Source organism: Sphingomonas sp. LR59, from assembly GCF_036855945.1.
In the GTDB taxonomy this organism is placed as follows: domain Bacteria; phylum Pseudomonadota; class Alphaproteobacteria; order Sphingomonadales; family Sphingomonadaceae; genus Sphingomonas.
Window position 1 is genome coordinate 2536689 of sequence record NZ_JASPFL010000001.1, and the last position, 23286, is coordinate 2559974.

The 23286-nt window shown below is 65.9% G+C and carries 22 protein-coding genes and 1 pseudogene; 10 read left to right on the top strand and 13 right to left on the bottom strand.

Annotated features, from left to right (window positions below; translation table 11 throughout):
- Positions 1–254 precede the first annotated feature (254 nt).
- The 4 genes from QP164_RS11785 to QP164_RS11800 all read right to left on the bottom strand — a co-directional run bounded on the left by QP164_RS11785 (position 255) and on the right by QP164_RS11800 (position 2486).
- Positions 255–434 carry a hypothetical protein gene (locus tag QP164_RS11785; RefSeq protein ID WP_332754748.1) on the bottom strand — a complete coding sequence of 60 codons (180 nt, stop codon included), beginning with the start codon at positions 432–434 and terminating at the stop codon, positions 255–257.
- Positions 435–482: 48 nt separating this feature from the next.
- Complete coding sequence (gene ruvC / locus QP164_RS11790; protein ID WP_132736071.1) at positions 483–989, bottom strand: crossover junction endodeoxyribonuclease RuvC; 507 nt, start codon at positions 987–989, stop codon at positions 483–485.
- 180 nt (positions 990–1169) lie between these two features.
- A complete protein-coding gene (locus QP164_RS11795; RefSeq protein ID WP_056477859.1) occupies positions 1170–1913 on the bottom strand; it encodes a YebC/PmpR family DNA-binding transcriptional regulator in 744 nt (247 codons plus the stop codon).
- Positions 1914–1943: 30 nt separating this feature from the next.
- Entirely contained in the window at positions 1944–2486 is a 543-nt protein-coding gene (locus QP164_RS11800) for a DUF1003 domain-containing protein (RefSeq protein WP_333923249.1), read from the bottom strand.
- 112 nt (positions 2487–2598) lie between these two features.
- On the opposite strand from QP164_RS11800, the pseudogene QP164_RS11805 reads away from it, so the two are divergent.
- Both QP164_RS11805 and QP164_RS11810 read left to right on the top strand, forming a co-directional pair.
- Positions 2599–4061, top strand: a pseudogene (locus QP164_RS11805) (helicase HerA domain-containing protein).
- Between the two features lie 175 nt (positions 4062–4236).
- Complete coding sequence (locus tag QP164_RS11810; RefSeq protein ID WP_333923250.1) at positions 4237–4527, top strand: GIY-YIG nuclease family protein; 291 nt, start codon at positions 4237–4239, stop codon at positions 4525–4527.
- Positions 4528–4719: 192 nt separating this feature from the next.
- Here the strand turns inward: QP164_RS11810 and QP164_RS11815 are convergent, their stop codons facing one another.
- Positions 4720–4962 carry a DUF2312 domain-containing protein gene (locus QP164_RS11815; RefSeq protein WP_197942503.1) on the bottom strand — a complete coding sequence of 81 codons (243 nt, stop codon included), beginning with the start codon at positions 4960–4962 and terminating at the stop codon, positions 4720–4722.
- A gap of 167 nt (positions 4963–5129) precedes the next feature.
- Entirely contained in the window at positions 5130–5444 is a 315-nt protein-coding gene (locus QP164_RS11820; RefSeq protein ID WP_333923251.1) for a DUF1244 domain-containing protein, read from the bottom strand.
- A 92-nt stretch (positions 5445–5536) separates the two neighbouring features.
- Here QP164_RS11820 and pyk point away from each other — a divergent pair, with 92 nt between their 5' ends.
- From pyk to QP164_RS11840, 4 genes are all read left to right on the top strand, one after another.
- Positions 5537–7000, top strand: a complete 1464-nt coding sequence (gene pyk, locus QP164_RS11825) for a pyruvate kinase (RefSeq protein ID WP_333923252.1) — start codon at positions 5537–5539, stop codon at positions 6998–7000.
- A 400-nt stretch (positions 7001–7400) separates the two neighbouring features.
- Positions 7401–9455, top strand: a complete 2055-nt coding sequence (locus QP164_RS11830; RefSeq protein WP_333923253.1) for a carbon starvation CstA family protein — start codon at positions 7401–7403, stop codon at positions 9453–9455.
- A complete protein-coding gene (locus QP164_RS11835) occupies positions 9452–9640 on the top strand; it encodes a YbdD/YjiX family protein (RefSeq protein WP_333923254.1) in 189 nt (62 codons plus the stop codon). Before QP164_RS11830 ends, QP164_RS11835 begins: the two co-directional genes overlap by 4 nt.
- Complete coding sequence (locus QP164_RS11840) at positions 9637–10155, top strand: biliverdin-producing heme oxygenase (RefSeq protein ID WP_333923255.1); 519 nt, start codon at positions 9637–9639, stop codon at positions 10153–10155. Before QP164_RS11835 ends, QP164_RS11840 begins: the two co-directional genes overlap by 4 nt.
- A gap of 15 nt (positions 10156–10170) precedes the next feature.
- Here QP164_RS11840 and QP164_RS11845 read toward each other — a convergent pair whose 3' ends face one another.
- Both QP164_RS11845 and QP164_RS11850 read right to left on the bottom strand, forming a co-directional pair.
- Positions 10171–10473, bottom strand: coding sequence for a polyhydroxyalkanoic acid system family protein (locus QP164_RS11845; RefSeq protein WP_333923256.1), 303 nt, complete (start codon positions 10471–10473; stop codon positions 10171–10173).
- A gap of 10 nt (positions 10474–10483) precedes the next feature.
- Complete coding sequence (locus tag QP164_RS11850; RefSeq protein WP_333923257.1) at positions 10484–10903, bottom strand: VOC family protein; 420 nt, start codon at positions 10901–10903, stop codon at positions 10484–10486.
- 363 nt (positions 10904–11266) lie between these two features.
- Here QP164_RS11850 and QP164_RS11855 point away from each other — a divergent pair, with 363 nt between their 5' ends.
- From QP164_RS11855 to QP164_RS11870, 4 genes are all read left to right on the top strand, one after another.
- Positions 11267–11728 carry a hypothetical protein gene (locus QP164_RS11855; protein ID WP_333923258.1) on the top strand — a complete coding sequence of 154 codons (462 nt, stop codon included), beginning with the start codon at positions 11267–11269 and terminating at the stop codon, positions 11726–11728.
- A complete protein-coding gene (gene lnt, locus QP164_RS11860; RefSeq protein ID WP_333924242.1) occupies positions 11662–12756 on the top strand; it encodes an apolipoprotein N-acyltransferase in 1095 nt (364 codons plus the stop codon). Before QP164_RS11855 ends, lnt begins: the two co-directional genes overlap by 67 nt.
- Before the next feature lie 139 nt (positions 12757–12895).
- Positions 12896–14113 (top strand): methionine adenosyltransferase, encoded by a 1218-nt coding sequence (gene metK / locus QP164_RS11865; protein ID WP_333923259.1) that lies wholly within the window; start codon positions 12896–12898, stop codon positions 14111–14113.
- Between the two features lie 245 nt (positions 14114–14358).
- On the top strand, positions 14359–15402 hold the full coding sequence (locus QP164_RS11870; protein WP_132736097.1) for a cache domain-containing protein: 1044 nt from the start codon (positions 14359–14361) through the stop codon (positions 15400–15402).
- Between the two features lie 5 nt (positions 15403–15407).
- On the opposite strand, the gene QP164_RS11875 is transcribed toward QP164_RS11870, so the two are convergent.
- The 5 genes from QP164_RS11875 to QP164_RS11895 are packed head-to-tail and all read right to left on the bottom strand — an operon-like array spanning position 15408 to position 23268.
- Positions 15408–16019, bottom strand: coding sequence for a phosphatase PAP2 family protein (locus QP164_RS11875; RefSeq protein WP_333923260.1), 612 nt, complete (start codon positions 16017–16019; stop codon positions 15408–15410).
- Positions 16019–16843: a formate/nitrite transporter family protein gene (locus QP164_RS11880; RefSeq protein ID WP_333923261.1), complete on the bottom strand. Its 825-nt coding sequence runs from the start codon at positions 16841–16843 to the stop codon at positions 16019–16021. Before QP164_RS11880 ends, QP164_RS11875 begins: the two co-directional genes overlap by 1 nt.
- Before the next feature lie 52 nt (positions 16844–16895).
- Positions 16896–19037: a glycosyltransferase gene (locus tag QP164_RS11885; protein ID WP_333923262.1), complete on the bottom strand. Its 2142-nt coding sequence runs from the start codon at positions 19035–19037 to the stop codon at positions 16896–16898.
- Positions 19034–21046 (bottom strand): glycosyltransferase, encoded by a 2013-nt coding sequence (locus QP164_RS11890; protein WP_333923263.1) that lies wholly within the window; start codon positions 21044–21046, stop codon positions 19034–19036. The genes QP164_RS11885 and QP164_RS11890 overlap by 4 nt, the downstream gene beginning before the upstream one ends.
- A gap of 26 nt (positions 21047–21072) precedes the next feature.
- Positions 21073–23268, bottom strand: coding sequence for a glycosyltransferase family 2 protein (locus QP164_RS11895; RefSeq protein ID WP_333923264.1), 2196 nt, complete (start codon positions 23266–23268; stop codon positions 21073–21075).
- Positions 23269–23286: the final 18 nt, after the last annotated feature.

A 23286-nucleotide genomic window follows, 5' to 3' on the forward strand; every position in this document is an offset into this window, starting at 1 on the left:
CTGCAGGATCATGATCCGTAAACGTCGGATTCTGCAAAAGATTATACGTCATAGGAAACGGCGCTCTTTCGCGATGAGTATCTACACGACGCAACGTACGTGTTTTGCGAATCAAATGCCCCGCAAATCTTCTCAGATTTATGCCACTTGGTCACGCCTGCCCGGCATTAGCAATACAAACGAATCCTGCGTCTTTACCTTTCGGGGAAAGCATTTCTTACAATTGGCGACCTACCGGAACTGGTATTCCGACTTTAGCGATTAAGATCGCTGGATATTGCCAGACAATGCTTGAAGCCATAATTGTATTGGAGATCGTCGCGGGAAATAGGATCGAGATCACTATTTAGCGTGGGGATCGAAGCGACCTCGATACCGCCAGCCATCACCGACGCGCCATAACGCAACGCCGCCCGTCTGGACGGGCGGCGCATCGATGACCTTAACCGGGGAAGCTTGAAGCGGGATTTCTCCCGTCGGGATCAGGCACCCATGCCTGTTCGTCGCGATAGTGCCGCCGCGCTGGCGACATGATGCGCGTGCGTGATCGCCACGGCGAGCGCATCCGCGGCGTCGGGCCCCGCGAGCTTGGCGCCCGGCAGCAGGACGGCCATCATCGCCTGGATCTGTTTCTTGTCCGCGCCGCCGGTGCCGACGACGCCCTTCTTGACGGTCGAGGGGTGGTATTCGCCGATATGCAGCCCGGCCCCCGCCGCGGCGAGCAATACGACGCCGCGGGCCTGGCCCAGTTTCAGCGTCGACTGCGCGTTGGTGTTGCCAAGCACCTCCTCCACCGCGGCGCCGTCGGGGCGTTCGGTGCGGATGACGTCGATCAGCGCATTGTACAGCGCAGTCAGGCGGCGGGGGAGCGCCATCGACGGATCGGTCTTGATCTGGCCGTTGGCGATATGGCTCAGGCGGTTGCCATCGGCGCGGATGACGCCCCAGCCGGTGGTACCGAGGCCGGGGTCTAGTCCCAGGATGATCATGAAAATTGATTCACGCGAAGGGGCAAAGGCGCGAAGGTGTCGCATACTCGAAAGGTGTGCCGCGTCAGCGGCACCCTCATCAGTGATCTTGACCACCGAACAGACATTCCGCCTTCGCGGATCACTAGACCACGCGAAGCTCTTCGCGCCTTTGCGCCTTCGCGTGAACCAGTCTTCATCTCAACCCAGCGACTCCATGATCTCGTCGGAGATTTCGTAATTGCCCCAGACGGTCTGCACGTCGTCGTCGTCGTCGAGCGCGTCGATCAGCTTGAACAAAGTCGCCGCATCGTCCGCACCGACTGCGACCATCACCTGCGGACGCCAGGCGAGCTTTGCGCCTTCGGCCTCGCCGAGCTTGGCTTCCAACGCCTTGGCCACCTCGTGCAGGTCGCCCTGCGCTGTCCAGACCTCATGGCCGTCCTCGCTCGACGTGACGTCCTCGGCGCCCGCTTCGAGCGCCGCTTCGAACACCGTGTCGGCATCGCCCGCGCTCGCCGGATACGAGATCAGCCCGACGCGGTCGAACGCGTGGCTCACAGAACCGCCCGCGCCAAGGTTGCCGCCGTTCTTGCCGACCGCGACGCGCACGTTGGTCGCGGTGCGATTGCGGTTGTCGGTCAGCGCTTCGATGATCAGCGACACGCCGCCGGGGCCAAAACCCTCGTAGCGGATCTCCTCGTAATTCTCGGCGTCTCCGCGGCTCGCCTTGTCGATCGAGCGCTGGATGTTCTCCTTGGGCAGCGACGCCGCCTTGGCCGCATTGACCGCCGCGCGCAGGCGCGGGTTCATGTCGACGTCGGGCAGGCCCATCTTGGCCGCGACCGTGATCTCTCGGCTGAGCTTGCTGAACGCCGACGAGCGCTTCTTGTCCTGCGCGCCCTTGCGGTACATGATATTCTTGTATTTGGAATGGCCTGCCATCGGTGCCTCTAATAGCCTGATGGGGTGGCTTTAGGACGGTGAGGCCGTTTTCGCCAGAGCGTCGATCTTCTGCTCGATCGCATCGAGCCGCGCGAGCACCAGATGATCGATCTTGTGATGCACGCGCAAGATATCGAGTTCGGCGCGCAGATTGGTCTCGTAGTCGAGGCTCGCGGCCAAGCGATCCTTCGCCGATTGCCGGTTCTGGCTCATCATGATGACGGGCGCCTGGATCGCGGCCACGGTCGACAGCATCAGGTTGAGGAAGATGTAGGGATACGGATCGAACGCCATCCCGAAATGGCCGAGGATGTCCGAATTGAGGATCATCCAGCCGAACAGGATGACCGCGAAGACGATGATGAAGCCCCACGACCCGCCAACCGCCGCGACCTTGTCCGCCAGCCGCTCGCCATAGCTCGAGCGTTCGTCGGAGACGTCGCCGGCGTCGCGGCTGACGACCGTGCCCGCCTCGATCCCCGCAAGGACGCGGCGCTCCTCGTCGTCGAGCTCGCCCGGCGCCTTGCCGAGAAGACGTTGCGAGAGATCGGCGAGCGGGGAGTGTGTGGCCATCCTCAAAGGCCTAGCCCGGAATGCGGATTATGCCAGCGCGCAAAGCCCCGCTTGCGACGGAAGCCGCAAAGACTCCTTGCTCCCATACGCCCGCACCTGCCAAACGCGCGGCATGACGGTTAGCGTGAATATGGGCACCGACGGCAATGGTACTGCCGTCGGCGTCGACCTGGAGGAACTACTCGCCACCCGCCTGTTGGTGCAGGGCAATTCGGGCTCGGGAAAATCGCATCTGCTGCGCCGCCTGCTCGAGCGATCGGCGGGGCATGTCCAGCAGATCGTGATCGATCCAGAGGGTGATTTCGTAACGCTCGCGGGGCCGCACGGTCATGTCGTGATCGAAGCCGGCGACTATAGCGAACGCGAGATCTCACGGATCGCGACGCGGTTGCGCGAACATCGGACGTCCGCGGTGCTCAGCCTGGAGGGGCTGGAAGTCGAGGGCCAGATGCGGTGCGCGGCGTCGTTCCTGTCCGCGCTGTTCGATGCGCCGCGCGAGCATTGGTATCCGGTGCTGGTTGTGGTCGACGAGGCGCAGATGTTCGCGCCGGTGACTGGTGGCGAGGTGTCGGAAGAGGTTCGTCGGGCGTCACTGGCGGCGATGACCAACCTGATGTGTCGCGGCCGTAAGCGCGGGCTCGCTGGCGTAATCGCGACGCAGCGGCTGGCGAAGCTCGCGAAGAACGTCGCGGCGGAAGCGTCGAACTTCCTGATGGGGCGCACCTTCCTCGACATCGACATGGCGCGTGCAGCGGATCTGCTCGGGATGGAGCGGCGCCAGGCCGAGGCGATTCGCGATCTCCAACGCGGTACGTTCATGGCGCTTGGGCCGGCGGTGTCGCGGCGACCGATCACGGTGAAGATCGGCGATGTGGCCACATCCGCGCGTAGCGGCAGCCCCAAGCTGACGCCGTTGCCGAGCGCTGCGCCGATGGACTTGCAGGATTTGCTGTCTGAGGCAGTGGTCGACGCCCCCGAACTCGGCCTGATGTTCGATTCGCGACCGCGTCGCGTGCCGGCGGAGGAACTGCTCGACGGCATCGCCCGCCCGCCCGAGCCGCGCACCGCCGCACCGCCGCCCCCGAGAAGACCGACGACGAGGTCGAGGCGGTCTACGCCGACGTCTTCCGCGCGATCGTCGAGGATCCGGAGTCGACGTTGCGGCCGCCATCGGTGCTGTTCCAGGATTTCCAGGTGCGCTGCCGGATGGGTGGACTTGCCAAGCCGCCGCTCGATTTGCCGGGTTTCGTGCGGCGTCTGAGTTGCGCGCGTGCGGGGATATTCGACATGACCGACGAGGCGTGGACCGCGGCGCTCGACGTGGCGAGCGGACTGCCCGACGACATGCTGGGGGCGTTCCTGCTGGTGGCGCGGGCTGCGCGCGAGGGCGAACCCTGCCCGTCGGACGCGCGGATCGCGGCGACGTACGGCACCAGCTCGATTGGACGAGTGAAGCGCCTGATCGGCTATATCGAGAGCCGGGAGTTGATCGTGTGCCGGACTGATCTGGCCGGTAAACGCTCGATCACGATACCCGGGCTGGGGTGGACGACGTTGCCGGCGGAAGCGGCATAAGGTCTCGCTCGCGCGTCATTAGATTGACTCCCCGTCGTCCCAGCGAAAGCTGGGATATTCCGCGGCGAGGAGTGCGCCCGTCCCACACAATACGGGCTGTTAGGCGGGCGCGTTCCTCCTCGCCGCAGGAGATCCCAGCTTTCGCTGGGATGACGAAGGGGGCTGGAGGCTCGACATGGTGCATGGCGGTTGGGTCTACATGATGGCGAACAAGCCGTTTGGCATGCTGTACATCGGTGTCACCGCGTATCTGGCTTCGCGCGTTCACCAACATCGGATCGATACCGGGTCGGCCTATTGCCGGCGGTATGGTTTGAAGATTCTGGTGTTCGCCGAGCAGCATGGAACGATCCAGGACGCGATCGCTCGGGAGAAGATGCTGAAGGCTTGGAAACGGTCGTGGAAGGACGAATTGATCGCGACGATCAATCCGGAGTGGCTGGATCTTTACGACCAGCTGCACTGAGGCGGTCACGCCAGCCCAACCCCCAGCCTAAACCGTCATCCCAATTTAGCCCGTCATCCCAGCGAAAGCTGGGATCTCCTGCGGCGAGGAGGAACGCGGCCGGTCAAACAACCAGCGCTGCGTGACTAGGAAACGCTCCTCGCCGCGGAATATCCCAGCTTTCGCTGGGATGACGGCTCAATCAGACGATCCTCAGATCATCCCCAACGCCTGGAGATACACTTCGAGGATCGCTTCCTCCTCCTGATATTCTTCCTTCTTCTTCTTCCGGATCGACAGGATCTTGCGGATCGCCTTGGGGTCGTAGCCGCGGCCCTTGGCCTCGGCCATCACGTCCTTGATATCGTCCGAGATACCCTTCTTCTCTTCTTCGAGACGCTCGGCGCGCTCGATCAGCAGGCGCAGTTCGTCCGCTGCGACCGCGCCGCCGCCCATGCCGTGTTGCCGTTCGTCAGACATCGAAAATTCCCCACTCGCCAGCGCCGCGCGCCGGCCTAAAGCCAATCGAGATACAAGCCCGCACCGGTGACCGCCGTCTCACGACGTCGTGAATCATGCCGCTGCTGGTGCGAGACGGCGTCTAGGCGTTTACCGTGCTTGGCTCAATCGCCTGAATCGAACGGCGCGTTCTTCGCGACGCTCGCCTTCATCCGTTCGAGCTGCTCGGAAGTCGCATCGCCCTGATGGTGCGCCTTCCATTCCGCATAGGGCATTCCGTACACCGTCTCGCGCGCTTCGTCCTTCGACAGGCCGCCCGCTTCCTCGACCCAGTCCGACAGGCAGTTGCGGCAGAAACCGGCGAGCCCCATCAGGTCGACATTCTGCGCGTCCTCGCGGTGGCGAAGGTGGCGAATCAGGCGGCGGAAGGCTTTCGCCGCTACGGCATCGTCCAAAGTATCGAGGCGATCGGGATTCATTCGTATGCTCCGTGGTTGATCGTACGGAGATAGGGTTTAAGGCCCGTCGCGGCAAAGACCTCCCCCAGGAAACGCCGAGGAAGACGCACCGCATGACCATGGCCATCGCCCCCCGTTCGCGGAAAGTCCGCATTCTCGCGACGCTCGGCCCTGCCAGCAGCACGCCAGAGATGATCGCAACGCTGTTCCGCACCGGCGCCGACGCCTTCCGCATCAACATGAGCCACGGCGACCAGCAGTCGAAGATCGCCGTGATCCAGGCGATTCGCACGCTGGAAAAGGAATATGGTCGGCCTTCGACGATCCTCGCCGATCTCCAAGGGCCAAAATTGCGCGTCGGCAAGTTCGACGGCGGACGGACCGTGCTCGAAACCGGCGCGACCTTCGTGCTCGATCGCGACCCGACGCCGGGCGATGCGACGCGCGTCGAACTGCCGCACGACGAGATCTTTGCGGCGATCGAGCCGGGCGCGCGCCTGCTGCTCGACGACGGCAAGCTCGTGTTGCGCGTCGTGTCGCACAGCCCACGCCAGATCGCGACGCGGGTTGAGGTCGGCGGTGCACTGTCGAACAGCAAGGGGCTGAACGTCCCCGACGTGGTGCTGCCGATGGCCGCGCTGACCGAGAAGGATCGCAGCGACCTCGATTTCGCGGTCGACCAGGGGGTCGACTGGATCGCGCTGTCGTTCGTCCAGCGCCCCGAGGATCTTTGGGAAGCGCGGAAGTTGATCGGCGGCAAGGCTGCGCTGATGGCGAAGATCGAGAAGCCGGCGGCGATCGAGCGGCTGGAGGAGATCGTCGAGGCGTGTGATGGCGTGATGGTGGCGCGCGGCGATCTCGGCGTCGAACTGCCGCCGCAGCAGGTCCCGCCGCTGCAGAAGCGCATCGTCGAGGTCTCGCGCCGGATGGGCCGCCCGGTCGTTGTGGCGACGCAGATGCTCGAATCGATGATCACCTCGCCGTCGCCGACGCGCGCGGAAGTGTCCGACGTCGCGACCGCGGTGTATGACGGTGCGGACGCGATCATGCTGTCGGCCGAGAGCGCGGCGGGTGCGTGGCCGGTCGAATCGGTGGCGATGATGGATGCGATCGGCGTCTCGGTCGAGGCCGATCCCGAGCATGGTGACCGCATGCACTTCACGGTGATGAAGCCCGATCCGACGACCGCGGATGCGCTGGCCGAGGCGGCGAAGAACATTGCGGCGACGGTGTCGGCGGTGGCGATCATCTGCTTCACGACGTCGGGCTCGACCGCCCGCCGGATCGCGCGCGAGCGGCCTTCGGTGCCGCTGCTGGTGCTGACGCCGAGCCAGGAGACTGCGCGGCGGCTCGGGCTGCTGTGGGGCACGCATGCGGTGCACACGCGCGATGTCGAGTCGTTCGAGGACATGGTGGCCAAGTCGAAGCGGATGGCGCTGCGGCACGGGATGGCCAAGGCTGGTGACCGGGTCATCGTGCTGGCGGGCGTGCCGTTCCGGACGCCTGGGTCGACGAATGTGCTGCATGTGGTGCGGATCGTGGGGGACGAGCTGAAGGGACATCACTCGCAGGTTTGAGTTTGAGGGCTTGCACTGGCGACGCGCTCGGCTTGCCGGTCGCTGCCATGCAGATGCAGCCCTTTGATTGAGAAAGTGGACCCCGCCCCAACTGTTCCCCCGCGAAGGCGGGGTCCAGGGTACCGAGCGCTACGGTACTTAGCTGGGCCCCGCATCCGCGGGGGACGGCCCTGGTGTCGACCGCATCCCGCCTCGCACCAGCACTACATTCAAGCTGGAGCACCAACGAACGCCACCCCTTCCCGGTCATGCCGGGCTCGCGGTCCGCGGGGTGTGCGGAACGGTGGCCCCGGCCTCCGCCAGGGTCGGGCTGTGAGGCTGGTGTGCGAACTAATCTAGGCTAGCGCTCGCTTCCCGAATACGCGATGTCGCCGGTAAGGACCGCACGGGAGGCGCGCACATGACATTACGCGAGAAGATCGGTTGGGGCGCACTCGCCCTACTCGGAGCCAGCGCGCTAGCGGTCGTCGCATTCGAGCGCGGCGAGCATGTCAACGCGTTGTGGATCGTCACCGCCGCCGTCTCGGTCCAGCTGATCGCGTACCGGTTCTACGCTCGCTACATTGCGCGGCACGTCATGCAGCTCGATCCGTCGCGGCAAACCCCGGCGCTGCGCCGCGCCGACGGGCTCGACTACGTCGCGACCGACCGCAACGTCCTGTTCGGCCACCATTTCGCCGCCATCGCCGGGGCCGGTCCGCTCGTCGGCCCGGTGCTCGCCGCACAGATGGGCTACCTCCCCGGCACGCTCTGGATCCTCGCCGGCGTCGTGCTCGCGGGTGCGGTGCAGGATTTCATGATCCTGTTCATCTCGATGCGCCGCGACGGGCGGTCGCTCGGCGAGCTGATCCGCATGGAGATGGGCGCGATTCCCGGCGTGATCGCGCTGATCGGCGCGTTCGCGATCATGGTCATCATCCTCGCCGTGCTCGCGCTGATCGTCGTCCGCGCGCTCGCGGGCAGCCCGTGGGGGCTGTTCACCGTCGCCGCGACGATCCCGCTCGCCTTCCTGATGGGCATCTACACGCGCTGGATCCGACCCGGAAAGGTCGGCGAAGTCTCCGTTCTCGGCGTCATCGGGCTGCTCGCCGCGATCGTCTATGGCGGCACCGTTGCCGCCTCGCCGACGCTCGCGCCGCTGTTCACGCTGACCCCGGTGCAGCTCTGCGTGCTGATGGTCGGCTATGGCGCGGTCGCCTCCGTGCTGCCGGTGTGGCTGCTGCTGGCACCCCGCGACTACCTCTCGACCTTCCTCAAGATCGGCGCGATCGTCGCGCTCGCGATCGGCATCGCCGTCGTCGCGCCGCCGCTTAGGATGCCGGCACTCACCCCGTTCATCGACGGCTCCGGCCCGGTTTGGTCGGGCGGACTCTTCCCGTTCCTGTTCATCACGATCGCGTGCGGCGCAGTGTCGGGCTTCCACGCGCTGATCGCCAGCGGCACCACGCCGAAGCTGATCGCCAGCGAGGGCGACGCGCAGTTCATCGGGTACGGCGCGATGCTGATGGAGAGCTTCGTCGCGATCATGGCGCTGGTCGGCGCGTCGATCCTCGATCCCGGCGTCTATTTCGCGATGAACAGCCCGGCGGCGGTGGTCGGTACCGACTTCGCCTCCGCCGCGACCGCAGTGACCGCGATGGGCTTTCCGATCACGCCGGAGCTCCTGGCGCAGACCGCGAAGGACGTCGGCGAGACCACGATCGTCAGCCGCACGGGCGGCGCGCCGACGCTGGCGGTGGCGATGTCGGAAATCTTCAGCCACCTCGTCGGCGGGCAGGCGATGAAGGCGTTCTGGTATCACTTCGCGATCCTGTTCGAGGCGCTGTTCATCCTCACCGCGGTCGATGCCGGCACGCGCGCCGGGCGGTTCATGCTGCAGGATTTGATCGGGCTCGCGGTGCCGTCGTTCCGTAACGCCTCGGCGATCGTGCCGGGGCTGATCGCGACCGCGTTATGCGTGATCGCGTGGGGGTTCTTCCTGTATCAGGGCGTCACCGATCCATTGGGCGGCGTAAATACACTGTGGCCGCTGTTCGGAATCTCGAACCAGATGCTGGCAGCGGTCGCGTTGGTGCTGGCCACCGTCGTGCTGTTCCGGATGAAGCGCCAGCGTTATGCGTGGGTGACGATCCTGCCTGCAGCGTGGCTGTGCCTGTGCACGATCACCGCCGGGCTGATGAAGCTGTTCGCGAGCGATCCGAAGGTCGGCTTCCTTGCGCATGCGTCGAAGTTCGCGGATGCGGCGGCGCGGGGCGAGCTGCTCACGCCCGCCAAGACGATGGCGGAGATGCAGCGGATCGTGCTCAACGACCGGATCGACGCCGGGCTGTGCGCACTGTTCCTCGCAGTGGTGCTGTCGATCGTCTTCTTTGGCATCCGTACCTGTGTGGCGGCGCTGAAGATCGACCGGCCAACCGTCACCGAAGTCCCGCCGCAACTGGTGGCCGCGGAATGATCCGGGCGATCTTTGCGAAGGCGCGCGAGACGGCGCTACTGATGGTCGGCGTGCCGTCCTACACGGCGTATTGCCAGCATATGGCCGAGCAGCATCCGGACCACGCGCCGATGGACGAGCGCGCGTTCTTCCGTGATCGGCAGGAAGCGCGGTACGGGAGCAAGGGCGGAGGACGCTGCTGTTGACCGAGACGCTTTCGACCGTCGCTCGGCTGCGGGCAGCGACGGCGAGCGATCACGACGCGGTTGATGCCGGGTTTGGACGCTATGACCTGAGCAATGCGGACGATTACCGCGCGTTCCTGATCGCGCACGCCAAAGCATTGCCGGCGGTCGAGGCTTGGCTTGCCGCGATCCCGGGACTGGGTGCGGTCCGGTCGAGGGAGACGGCGCTGGCCGAGGATCTCGCCGCGCTGGGCGAAGATATGCCCGCACCAATGGCGTTCGATGTGGTGCCGAGCGAGGCGGCCGGCTGGGGCGCGATGTACGTGGTCGAGGGCTCGCGGCTCGGCGGCATCATGTTGTCGCGGTCGGTGCCCGAGGGGATGCCGTCGGCGTATCTCGGTTCGAAGCATCTGTCCGGCGAATGGCGCGCCTTGCTTGCCGCGATTGACGACGAGCCCGCCGACGACGCCTGGGTCGAGCGGGCCATCGTCGGCGCCAAGGCGGCGTTCGATCTGTATCGGCGCGCGCCGGCCTGAAATCTCCAACTGAGATCAGCGCAGGAGTTTCGGCGCTTCCTTGCGGATCATTTCCTGAATCTTGGTCGCGAACAGGCCGAGAATACCGGGCAGGTCGACGACCGCGTGGACGTTTGTCTCGAACACCGTGACCGCGCTGGCGATCGTCTGACCCATGGCCTGGACGGTGAAGTGCAACGTGTCGCCGTCCCAGCGATGATCGGTCACCGACCCGCCCGGAATGCTGGCGCTGATCTTGTCGATCCCGCCATCCAGACGCGCGCGGACCGCCGCCTTGCCGAGCTGGTGGGGGACGTCGACGGTGATGGGGTTGGCCATAATATAGTCCTTAGGTCGCGAAAATCATGTCGTCGTTGGCGAACGCCTTGAACTCGAGTGCGTTGCCGCTGGGATCGAGAAAGAACATCGTCGCCTGTTCGCCGGGCTGGCCCTTGAAGCGGATGTAGGGCGCGATCCCGAACTGGACGCCGGCGGCGGTGACGCGTTCGGAGAGCGTGGTCCAGTCGTCCATCGTCAGGACGACGCCGAAATGGGGCACCGGGACGGCGTGGCCATCGACCGCGTTCTCGACCGCGACGGGTTTGGCGGTGGGGTCGAGATGCGCGACGATCTGGTGGCCGAACAGGTCGAAGTCGATCCAGTGATCGCTGGAGCGGCCTTCGGGGCAGCCGAGCGTTGCGCCGTAGAAATTGCGGGCGGCGGCGAGGTCGTGGACCGGGAAGGCGAGGTGGAAGGGGCGTAGGGTCATGCCGGGAGGATAGGGCGGGGGATCCGGTTCGTCGACCCGGGGGATTGCGTGGGATTTCCACGGATGTGTGCCCGCCCGTCCTTGTTCTCCCGCGAAGGCGGGAGTCCAGTCTGGGCTCCCGCCTTCGCGGGAGAACAAGATTTGGTGCGGGTGCCTTTCCCCCTCATTACTCCACCCCGGCGAACGCCGGGGCCCAATTGGGGGACGTAGCTAACGGGGAACCGCGCTTCGTTACTGCGGCCTTTCCAATTGGGCCCCGGCCTTCGCCGGGGTGGTGCTAGGTGGCGGGGAGCTGCTCTTCATGCCCCACCCCACCAAACCGAAAACATTGCCCCACCCCCTCCGCCACGCCATAGCGCCAGCGTGACCCGCTACCCCGCCCTCGCCTGCCTCGTCCTTGGCGCGCTCGCCGCGACCGGGTTCGCCCCGCTCGATCTCTGGCCGCTGACGCTCGTCGCGTTCGCGCTGTGGATGAAGCTCGTCCACGACGCCCCCACCCTGCGTCGCGCACTCTGGCGCGGATGGGTGTTCGGGGTCGGGCATTTCACCGTGAACAACAACTGGTTCCAGCATGCGTTCGACTTCCAGGACGCGATGCCGCCGGTGCTCGGCTATTTCGCGGCGGTCGGGCTGGCGCTGTATCTGGCGGTGTTCCCGATGCTAGCAGGCGGGGTCGCCTGGCGGGCCGCACGGCGCCCCGGCTCCCCGACCCGACGTTTGTACTGGTCTTCGCCGCCGCCTGGATCGCGACCGAATGGCTGCGTGCGACTCTGTTCACTGGCTATGCCTGGGATCCGCTCAGCGTCGTCTGGTTGCCAGCAATAGGCGTCGCGCGGCTATCGGCCTGGATCGGCACCTACGCCTTGTCGGGAGTCACGATAGTTGCAGCGGGTGCGCTGCTGATGCTGGCCTCACGCCGTTGGACCCTGCCGGCGGTCGCCATCCCCGCGTTAAGTCTTGCCGGATTATCCGCGCTGTGGACCAATGCCCCGCCGCCAGCGCCTGGCACGCCTCTGGTCCGTGTCGTCCAGCCGGATATCGGCCAGGAAGACCGCAGCGAGACCGATGGCGAGCGCGTCCTTACCGCGCTCGAAAAGCTGTCTGGCCAAGGCGGCACCACCCCGCGTCTCGTCGTCTGGCCCGAGGGCGTCGTCCGGGATTACGTCGAAGATGGCTACCCGTTCTACGCCTATGGCTGGTCGAGCCCGCTCTACCTCCGCCGCCGGATGGCGCGGCTGCTGGGGCCCGAGGACATCCTGCTGATCGGCGGCACCGCGCTTGAGTTCAACGCCAAGGACCAGATCTCCGGCGCGGCCAATTCGGTGTTCGCGCTCGATGCACAGGCGCGGCTGCGGGGGCGGTACGACAAGGCGCACCTCGTGCCCTATGGCGAGTATCTCCCGATGCCGTGGCTGCTGAAGCCGCTAGGCCTCGCGCGGCTCGTGCCCGGCGATATCGACTTCACCTCCGGCAAGGGCCCCGCGAACCTGACGCTGCCCGGCTTCGGCTCGATCGGGATGCAGATCTGTTACGAGATCATCTTCTCGGGTGAGGTCGTCGATCGCGCGCACCGCCCCCGTATCCTGTTCAATCCTTCAAACGATGCGTGGTTCGGCAAATGGGGTCCACCGCAGCACCTCGCCCAGGCCCGGATGCGCGCGATTGAGGAAGGGTTGCCGATCCTCCGCGCCACCCCGACCGGCATCTCCGCGATCATCGCCGCCGATGGCCGCCTCGTCGCGACGGTACCGCACGAGACCGCTGGCGCGATTGAGCAGCCGATGCCATCCGCACTCCCCCGACACTCTTCTCACGCGTCGGCAATGCGATGGCGGCGATCGTCGCTGCACTGATGCTCGTTGCCGCGGCGATTAGCCGCTCGCGAGCAAGCGCGGTTGCCCTGCGCCGTCGCCAACGCTAGAAGGACATATAAAGCTTTCCTTATATGTCGCTCCCCGGACTGTCCTGGGCGAGCCTTTGCGAAGAGGTTTCATGCGCAAGTCCTTTCTCTTCACCTCCGAATCGGTCTCCGAAGGCCATCCCGACAAGGTCGCCGACCAGATCAGCGACACGATCGTCGACCTGTTCCTCGCCAAGGACCCGCAGGCGCGCATCGCCTGCGAGACGCTGACGACCACGCAGCTCGTCGTCCTCGCCGGTGAAATCCGCGGCAAGGGCATCTACGAGAACGACCAGTGGGCCGACGGCGTCCTGGAAGAGATCGAGGCTGCGGTGCGTAACACCGTCAAGGAAATCGGCTACGCGCAGACCGGCTTCCACTGGGAGACGTTCCGCTTCGAGAACAACCTCCACGGCCAGTCCGCGCACATCGCGATGGGCGTCGACGAGAGCGGCAACAAGGACGAGGGCGCCGGCGACCAGGGTATCATGTTCGGCTACGCGACCGACGAGACCCCCGGCCTGATGCCCGCCACGCTGTATTACAGCCACAAGATCCTCGCCAGGATGGCCGAAGACCGCCACTCGGGCGCCGCGCCGTTCCTCGAGCCCGACGCCAAGAGCCAGGTCACGTTGTCGTACGAGAACGAAGTGCCGGTTGGCGCGACCGCCCTCGTCGTCTCGACGCAGCACGCACCGGGCTATTGCGAGAAGGGCGACAACGCCGATCCCGCCAAGTACGCGGTTCTGCGCGATTACGTCATGGGCGTGTTCAAGGACGTCCTGCCCGACGGCTTCATCACCGACGACACCGCGATCTACATCAACCCGACCGGCCAGTTCGAGATCGGTGGCCCCGATGGCGACGCCGGTGTGACCGGGCGCAAGATCATCGTCGACACCTACGGCGGCGCTGCCCCGCATGGCGGCGGCGCGTTCTCGGGCAAGGATCCGACGAAGGTCGATCGCTCGGCTGCGTATGTCGCACGCTATCTGGCGAAGAACGTGGTTGCTGCCGGTCTCGCGCGTCGCTGCACGATCCAGCTGAGCTATGCGATCGGCATCGCCGAGCCGCTGTCGGTGTATGTCGACACGCATGGCACCGGCACCGTCGAGGAAGCCAAGCTCGAGGCGGTGCTGCCGAAGCTCGTTCGCCTGACGCCGAAGGGCATCCGCGAGCACCTCAAGCTCAACGCGCCGATCTACAAGAAGACCGCGGCGTATGGTCATTTCGGTCGCGAGCCCGAGGGTGACATGTTCACCTGGGAAAAGACCGATCTGGTCGACGCGCTGAAGGCTGCCGTCGCCTGACCATCACGGTCCTTCCCCGCATAGGGAAGGATTACAGGATCCATAAAGCCTCGCCCGAGCGATCGGGCGGGGCTTTTGCTGTTCAGCGTCATCGACCGCCGGCGCGGCGCTGTCCTCTTCACAGCGCAACGGACGATATTCCCCTACGTAATCAATGCCTTTTATCAAATTATAGCCGTTTCGCGACTATCTTGGATTAACCATTTCCGGCTAACGGAGGCGCCTCGCTTCTTCGGATACTGCTTATGCCCCGCCGCATACGATCATTAGTTGCTTCGCTGGGCGAGGAGGTGTCGGCGCATGCGCGGCAGTCGGAGGCGATCGCGGGGCGGACCAACCTGCTGGCCCTCAACGCGACGATCGAGGCCGCACGGTCGGGCGATGCCGGGCGTGGGTTCGCGGTCGTCGCGCAGGAAGTGAAGGCGCTGGCTGATCAGGCGCGCACCTCATCCGCCTCATTCCGCGAGCAGATTCTCGGGCGCCTGCAACAGGGCGCGGCGATCGCCGAGCAACTGGTCCGCGACGTCGAGGGCGGGCGGCTGGTCGAACTGGCGCAGTCGATCGCCGACACGCTGTGCCGCACGCTGTACGATCGCTCGATCGACATCCGCATGCTCGCCTCGGATCATTCGATCGGCGAGGCGATCCTGTTCCGCTCCGATTCGCCCAAGGTCGAGGCCAAGGCGCTCGAACGGCTGCGCGCGCTGCTCCGCTGCTCGCCCTATTTCCTCAACGCGTTCGTGGTCGATGCGACCGGCGCGGTGGCGGTCTGCGCGCATGACAATGCATCGGTCCGCGGCGTCAATTTCAGGGGCTATTCGCAGTTCGAACGCGCGCTAGTGGCCGATCTATCGCAGGAATGGTCGACCGACGATGTCTGGGAAAACCCCTGGTCGGATCGCCGCAAGGTGCTGGTCTATGTCGCGCCGGTCCGCTTCGACGACGCGACGATCGGCGTGTGCTATCTGGAATATGATTTCGAGGGGCAGGCCGCGACGATCATGGACGTGATCCGCAAATCGAGCTCGGGCGCGGTGGTCAGCATCGTCGATCCACAGGGCCGCGTCGTCGCCAGCACCGGAGCGTACGCCTATCACGCGCCGCACCCCTATGTGAAAGCCGGCGGCGCACCACGGATCGAGGCACGCGACGGACTGGTCGTCGCGCAGGCCGCAGTACCGTCCGATCACGGGTTTTCGGGACTCGATCTACGCTGCGTGATCGAGGATCACGTCGCCACCGACGACGAGATCGCCGCCATGATGCGCGCCCGCATGCGGGTCGGCTAAGAGGCTCAGGCGCGCTCGGCGATGCCGGCGACCTGACCCTCGACGACGGGCGCGACGCGGTCGAACACCGCGCTGACGAGCGCCTCCGCGATCCAGCCGACCGCTGCACCGACGACGAGGTCGGACAGATAATGCTTGCCGTTGATCGGTTGCGCCGCGGCGACCATGCCGGTGATGATCGCGGCGGGCGCCCCTGCCCCATCGATGTCGCGCGATACTGCGCGCGCGACCGCGACCGCGCCCGCGGTATGCCCCGACGGGAACGAGGTCTGGTCGTGATCGTCGCTGTCGCCCGGTTCGAACGTCGCCTTGCCGTCCTCGATCGCCTTTTCGGGGCGGGTGCGGTCGACCGAACTCTTGATCGCGGATTTGACGAAGGTCGCCGCCGCGTGCGCCGCGAGCATCCGGACGCCGCCACGGATCATGTCGGGGCGGCGGGCGATCAGGCCGATCACCGCGGTGCCGATCGAGGTCGCGACAAGCTGTGGCTGGTCGCCGATCTCGGCCAGGAACCCAACCGCCTTGACCGCCGGCCGGTCGCGCTGCTCGGCGGCCTTCAGCGTGACGCCGCGATCCGCCGCCTCGACAGTCTTCGCGGCACGTTCGATCTCACCCATCAGCTCTCGTCCCGCCCGTTCATCTCACCGCGCACCTGCGCATGCGCCAACAGCGCGAACAACCCCGCACCGCCCAACAGGTTGCCCAGGATCGCCGGCAGCATCAGTTCGAAGAGCGTCTGCACGACGCCGGTCTTGCCCGCGAACAGCAGCAGCCACGCCTCCACCGAGCCGACGATCGAATGGCTGAACCCGCCGATCGCGACGACATAGGTAACCGCCAGGATCACCAGGAACGACTGTTCGCGCGCATTGGGCAGCGACCAGGCGAGGATCGCGATCATGAACCCGGCGGGGATCGCGTTGACGAACGTCGCCCCCGCCGACAGCTCGGTGATCGCCACCGAGACCTCGATCATCGCAGCCCGCAGTTCGCCACCGCCAAGCAGACCTGCCGCAATCATCCCGCCCGCCAGCGCGGTACCGAGCAGATTGGCACCGAGCACGATCGTCCAGAGCCGCAGCGTGCGTCGCAACGCCCAGCCCGACGGTCGCGTCACCAGTGGCAACATCGCGGTGATCGTGCTTTCGGTGAACAACTGCATCCTACCGAGGATGACCATGAGGAAGCCGATCGGATAGCCGAGCGACACGACGATCGACCGCCACGGCGTATCGGGCAGCGCCGCGTGGAGCGCGCCCTCGGCGATCAGCGAGCTCGCGATCGCCATGCCCGCCGCGAGGCCGGAAAAGAACAGCGACGAGACTGGCCGGTCGAGCTCGTCCTGCCCCTCCTCGCGGACCGCGCGGTGCAGATCCTGCGCATCGGCGGCCTTGAGGTCGTCGACGTCGTCCTGCGGTGGGGTGGAATCCGGTTTGGCCATTACGCCAGTGTAACGGCCCGCCGCGCGTTTCGGTCCCACGGGTCGCGCGGCATCACACGCCCGCCTTCGTCACGCGCCAGGGATCGACGCGTGCGGACCGGTCGATGAACGCGAGGATCTCGCTCAACCCCGGCTCACGCAGGCCGTCGAACGGCGCGCCACCAAGCGCCCATTGCGGGTTGATCCCAGGATCGAGCGTCAGCGCGTCGCCCCAGACGGCATGGAGATCGCCAAGTTCGGCATCGTCCCACGCCACCTCGTCCTCGGTCCGGGTCCGGCCGCGGGTCTTCGACTCATGGTGGATCAGCTCGATCTGCGGGCAATAGCGCACCCGGTATCCCGCCGCGCGCGCGCGCAGGCAGACGTCGATGTCGTTATAGGCGATCGGCAGCCGCGCGCCGTCGAACCCGCCGATCTCCGTCAGGACGCCGCGCCGCATCGCGAGGAAAGCACCAGTCACCGCCGCCGCATCATGCTGCGTCACGTAGCGCCCGCCGGGCCCTGGATCGTCGAACGCGGCATGACGCCCCTCGTGCAGCGGCAGGCCTTCGCCGGCACCGAGCACGATGCCGGCGTGTTGGACGGTCATGTCGGGATACAGAAGACGCGCGCCGACGATGCCCGTCGCCGGATCGGACAACAGCCGGTCGAGCTCGCTGTCCCACCCTTGCGTCAGCATCACGACGTCGTTGTTCGCGAACAGCAAAAGGTCGCAGTCCGCCGCCCGCGCGGTGGCGATCCCGAGCATGTTGGCGCGCGACCAGTTGAACGGCTCGTCCATGACGACGACCGCATGACCGGATCGCGTGGCGTAGTCGTCGAGCAAAGCGTGCGTCGCGGGCTCCCGGCTCCGGTTGTCGACAATGATCACGCTGATCCGGTCGGGCTGGTCTGCCACCGCGAGGAGACTGTCGACCGCCTCGGTCAGCATCGCCGCTTCATCGCGGGTAGGTATGACGATGGCGATGCGCGATCGCCGCGCTGCGATCTGAGGTGCCGCGGCATCGATCGGTGACGCTGCCCCGCGTAGCTCCGTCGCGGCCGGTCTCTCCACTGCGTCGTCGTACAGCGATGCGAGGATCCGCGGAACATGCGCGACCGGCGATGCAGCCGCTCGCGCGGCATCGATCATCGCGGCCCGTAAGCCAGCCCCCGATAGCGTGTCGCCGTCGCGCTGCATTCGGAGCATATCGTTCCGCGCCGCGACGAGACGGGGCGGTGCCGCTGCGCGCAACGACGAATCGTCGACACCGTAGAGTATCGGATCGGCATGACGCTGGCCGCGCGCCCAATGGCGTCTGACATGATCGTGATCGCATGTGACCGCGGCCGCGCTCGACCGTGCCGCAGCATAGCGCAGCCAGGCCAGCGCATGGGGATGCAGAATGACGCCCGCATCGATGCTGACCAACAGCCCGGGTCGCGACGCATAACCACCATCGTCGTCGAACCCGATCCGTGGATCGGTGACCGTCATGCTGGCGACCGGATGGTCGGCGATTCCGGACGCATCCACCAACCGCGCCACCCAGGACGGATCCGACTGGTCGAGCAACGCGGTCAACGTCACGCGCACCGACGACGCCGTCGTCGCCCGACAATCGATCGCGAGCGTGATCGGCACGCCCCCGTCGTCGGCAACCGCCGAGATCGGCGGCGGTGGCCGCATCGCGACGTCGGATCGGAACCGGTCATACGCGGCCATCGGATAGGCCGATGTTCCGATCCAGGCCCGCAACGCCTCGTTCGCGCCCGCCAGCGCCTCCGCCACCGCATCGAGCCGGCGCCACATCGCCTGACGATCGATGGTCGCCGCGGGGATCAGATCGCGAGCGCCGAGATGGACGAGTTCGCCCAGCGCGGAGTCCAGCGTCGGATCGAGGCGCAGCGCCTGCGCATATGCCGCGACCGCCCCGGCACGGTCATCCTGCATCTTGAGCAGATGACCGAGCTGCAGATGCGTGTCGGCGCTGAACCGGTCGATCGACAACGCACGGCGATACGCGTCGCCCGCGGCCTGGATGCCACCCGATTCCTTCAGTGCATGACCCAATTGGACCCATAGTCCGGCGTTGCGCGGCTGGACGCGCACCACGGCGCGATACGCATCCGCTGCTGCCAGCCAGTCGCGGCGATCGCGCGCGGAATCCGCGCGTGCGATCAGCGCAGCGACCGCGTCATCGGATGCGATCACGAAACGCCGACGGCAACAGGCGCGAGTCGGTCCGATAGCCGTTCGGTGAACGCCTCCATCGTGAACATCGCCTCATAGACCGCGCGCGCCGGCGCCCTCACCGATTCGCGCAATGTGCGATCCTCGATCAGCCGGGCCAGCAGCGCGGACAGGTCGGCCGCGCGCGCGGTTGGATAGACGAAGCCCGACACCTCGTGCTCGATATAATCCGCCGTCCCGGTGCTGTCGCTGCACACGATCGTCTTGCCCAGCGCCAGTGCGTCGGACGCCACCAGCGGTAGCGGATCGTCCCGCGACGGGACCAGCACGATGTCGATATCGGCCAGGCAATACCAATAGTCCGGATGCCCCTTTTCACCGTGAAAATGGATACCGTCCTGCCGCTGCCACGTGCGCCGGACCTTCTCCTGGAAATCGGGATCGTGATCGCGGCCAAAGAAATCGAGCGTGGCGTTTGCGCGCGTGCCGGGCGGGAGCATCGCAAAGGCCTGCGCGGCGATATCCTGGCCTTTGCGTGGTTCGAACGATCCGAACACGCCGATCCGGACGACGTCCGACCGCGCCGGTACGGGATACAAATCCTTTGGATCCGCTATCCCAGTCTCGAGCAAGCGCGAGGACACGCCATGCCGGCGCAGCGCCGCCGCGGTCCGCGTACTGACCGCGAGGATGTTACGCGCCGATCCCAGCACGACGCGGAACCCGTCGGTGTCGCGCACCATCTCGTCGATCAGCCCGGATTCGTGAATGTACCAGCGCACTTCGGTCTCCGAATCGAGCTGTTTCACGGCGCGCCAGCCGATGACGGTATTGATGATCACGGTATCGAAATTGCGCGCGAAATCACGGAAGCTCGCATGGTCGGTCAGCGCAAGTGCATCGATGATGACGGGAATATCGGCCTCGGCAAGACGGGCGCGCATCGGTCCGTCGGTCGGGCACGTGACGACGACGAATGCGCCCGACTGTTTCAGCGCGATCGCCATGTCCGCCGCGACGCGCGGGGCGCCGCTGTTCGTCAGGTCGTGCGATACGATGAGGATGTCGGGCCCGTCGCCAGCGTAGCGCAGTGTGGCGGGGTGGATCCGATAGGGTTCCTGCGAGTCGATGTAGCTGATCCCGCTCATCGTTGGCGGGAAATACGGATCGTCGGCGATCAGTGACGGAAAGCGCTTGAGCAGGAAGATATCGGCTTTGCTCTTTTTCCAGCGCGACCCCGCGGGCAGATCGGCATCGACGCCGATCGCGGCGCCGATCGAGGCGCCGATCGAGGCATGGCCGATATGGATCAGTTCGGCATGCGGCGTATAGACCAGCCGGTATCCCGCCTCGCGAAGCCGCAGGCTGAGATCGACGTCGGAATGGGCGATGCCGACGTTCAGCGCATCCCACCCGCCAAGGTTCCGGAATAGCCCGGTCGGCATCGCCAAGCACGCGCCGCACAACAGGCCGACGTCGCGCGTCGATTGCGCCAGGTTGAAATGCGCTGCCGTATCGCGCGGAAAGGCGTGGAACGTCGTTCCCGTCAGTTGCCGCAATCCGACCGCCATGCCGGCATATTGAATGCGGCCATTCTCGTAGAGCAGCTTGGGGCTGACGCCGCCGACGCCAGGGCGGACGAGCTGCTCCAGCAGCGCCTCGATCCAGTCCGGCGTGATGACCAGCACGTCGTCATTGTGGAATACGACATAATCGCCCTGCGCGAGCGCGGCACCGGCGTTGCATTTTGCAGAGAAATTATACGGCGCATCGAAGATCGCGAAACGGATGCGCGGTCCGTCCATCCACTCGCGACACTGCGCCGCCGTCCGCGAATTGGTGACGATCACGATCTCGTATCGGGGATAGGCGGTCCATGCGACGATCGACATGACCGTCCGGACGATATGCCCGGCGTCGTCCGACGGGATGATGATCGAGACGAGCTGATCGAACGTCGCATAGTCCGCACGCGGGCGATTCGATGCCGGCAACGCGACCGCACGACCGGTCCAGCCACGGCGATCCATTGCCGCCTGGACCGCAGCGATGTTGGTCAGCCGCGCCTCGGGCTTGCCACCGCTTGCAGCAGACCCTCGATCATCCGCCAGCCATACAGGACGTCGCGGATGTGCTGAACGGTCGGCGCGGTCTCCGAAATGCGGAGCGCAAGATCATAGTCCTGCGAGAAATCATACGCGCTGCGAAAACCGCCGACCGATCGGACGAGCGTCGATCGATAGACCGACAGATGCCCGGTATACATCACCGACAGCAGCAGCGCCGGGCTCCAGTCGGGCTTGGTCAGCAGTTCGTCGGGCTGATCGTCGATCCCGATCTTGCACTCGTCGCTGTAGAGCCAGTCGGTGTCGGGTGACGCATCGATCCGCGCCACGACGATTTCGAGCGCATCGACGGTCAGCATGTCGTCATGATCGAACAACGCGACATATGCACCGGTGGCGAGATCGAGCGCGCGGTTGGTCGCCTCCGCGATCCCGCTATTGCGCCGCGATGTGACAAATTTTATCCGCGCATCGGCCGCGCAGAACCGCGTGACGATGTCGGTCAACGCAGGTTCGCGCGAACAATCGTCGACGATGCACAATTCCCAATTGGCATAGGTCTGCGCGAGAACGGACAGGATCGCCCGCTCCAGATACACGACCGGCGAGCGGTAGATCGGCAGCAGGATCGAAATCGTGACCCCGCCGGTCACGGTTCCGACGCGGTCGTGATCGAGCCGGAACCGCCGTGCGAGATCGCGCTGACCGGTCCGGTAGCGGTCGAGCACCCCGCCGGCCGGAAAGCCATCGCTACCGGCATCGCCAACGTCGTGCAGCGGCAACACGCCGAACATCGTCACCACCTCGCTTGCGGTCGCGGCGGTCGCGGCGTGCAGATCGCGGACCACCGCATCGAGCTGGTCGGGATCGCGACGCAACAGATCGAGCTTGGCCAGCGCGTACCGGTCGGGGGACGGCCTGCCTTCGCCGGTGGCGGTATCGCCGAGCAGCCGTTGCACCACCTCGCTCGCGGCAGCGATCCGTTCGTCTGCAGGGCGTATCGACTCGAGGGGCAACGGCGGTGGGCGAACGCCGAGGTCCGACGGCGCGAGCAGGTCGAAGGTCGCGCCGGCGAGGGCCTGCTTCCGGCCGAGGAAATGCACGTAGAGTTCGAGCGCGCTTTCGCCGCCGACCGGCGATCCGCCAAAGGTTTTGAGGATCCGACCGGTTTGCAGCCCGGCGATCGGCGCCACGCCCGCGGCGTCGCCATAGTCCAGATAATGCGCGAACGTCGCGTCGCCCGCCGCCATGTCGGGCGTCGCCTCGCGGTAGCGTAGCGCATCGAACAACGGCGTCGGGCCGGCGCTCTCGTGCGGGGCATGCGTCAGATAGTGGATGATCGGTATGACGCCCGTCCGGGCCGCGGCGGGATGGTGTTCGCGGTACCAGTCGCCGGCGAACAACGGATGTGGATCGAGCCCGTTCGGACCGCCGACCTTGAGAAAATGATCGAGCGGGTTCGCGCCCGCTGGCAGTTCGCCCGTCACCTGCGAGCGATAGAAGCGGCTGTCGAACAGCCGGTGCGGTTCATGGCCTTCGGCGGCGCCGACGGTCGTATAATGCCGTGCCGCATCCAGGTCCGCGCCCACCCCATAGCGCTGTCGGTACCAGTGCGCGTCGAACAGCGGCGAGGTCTCGATTGCATCACCGTGACCGACGATATGGTCCGGCATCAATGCGGCATCCGATACCTGGACATCAACCGCGAGGACGACCGGGTCGCGGGTCGGATCGGTAGAAAACGCGTCGCGTGCAGCCTCGATGTCCGCGGCGAGTTGCGGATCGCCAAGCTCGGTCGCCGCATCGGCATTGGCGTCGAGCGCATAGCCCGCGACATAGGCGAAACACGCGGCCGCCTGCCGGCCGCGCATCTTGTGCAGATGACCGATGTTGACGAGCAGGTCCGAATCGCGCGAATCAAGCCTGTAGGCGGCGTGATACGCCTCCATCGATGCGCCGAAATCGCGCACTTCCTTGAGCGCGTGCCCGAGTTGAACCTGGATGGCGAAATCGCCGGGAAAGGTCTCGAGGTGACGACGATAGGCATCGATCGCCCCCGCCCAGTCGCGGATGTCGCGCGACGCATCGCCTGCGATCCGCGCCGGCGATCGCGCCGCGGATCCGGCCCCGGCTCTGGACGCAGCGCCCATCAACCGGCCGAAGCCCGTCCGAAATAAGTTGTTCATCGGTCTCTCTTATTTCGG